Origin of the sequence: Mammaliicoccus sp. N-M50 (assembly GCF_022386995.1) — a bacterium.
In the GTDB taxonomy this organism is placed as follows: Bacteria; Bacillota; Bacilli; order Staphylococcales; family Staphylococcaceae; genus Mammaliicoccus; species Mammaliicoccus sciuri_A.
This window is the reverse complement of record NZ_JAJNJA010000035.1, coordinates 1-303: the sequence shown is the minus strand read 5'-3', so window position 1 is coordinate 303 and position 303 is coordinate 1. Positions and strand designations below refer to the sequence as shown.

The window sequence follows — 303 nt, the reverse complement described above, 5'->3', positions numbered from 1 at the left end:
AAAGAGGTCACACCTGTTCCCATGCCGAACACAGAAGTTAAGCTCTTTAGCGCCGATGGTAGTTGGGCTTACGTTCCGCGAGAGTAGGACGTTGCCGGGCAAAATTCAATTTTGACCCTTGGGTCTTTTTTTCTTGAAATTTTCTTGAAAAATAAATTGAATTAAATGTTGACACAAGAATATAACAAGTGTATAATAGGTTCTTGTGAGACAAAATGAACATTGAAAACTGAATGACAATATGTCAACGTTAATTCCAATAATTGAGTACTGAAAGTACTTCAGAGTGATTGGCTTAACCAA

Annotated in this window: 1 rRNA gene; it reads left to right on the top strand. The window is 37.0% G+C overall.

The features are described from left to right. A 5S ribosomal RNA gene (gene rrf, locus LQ622_RS14945) occupies positions 1-100 on the top strand; the annotation flags it as partial. Between the last annotated feature and the right edge of the window lie 203 nt (positions 101-303).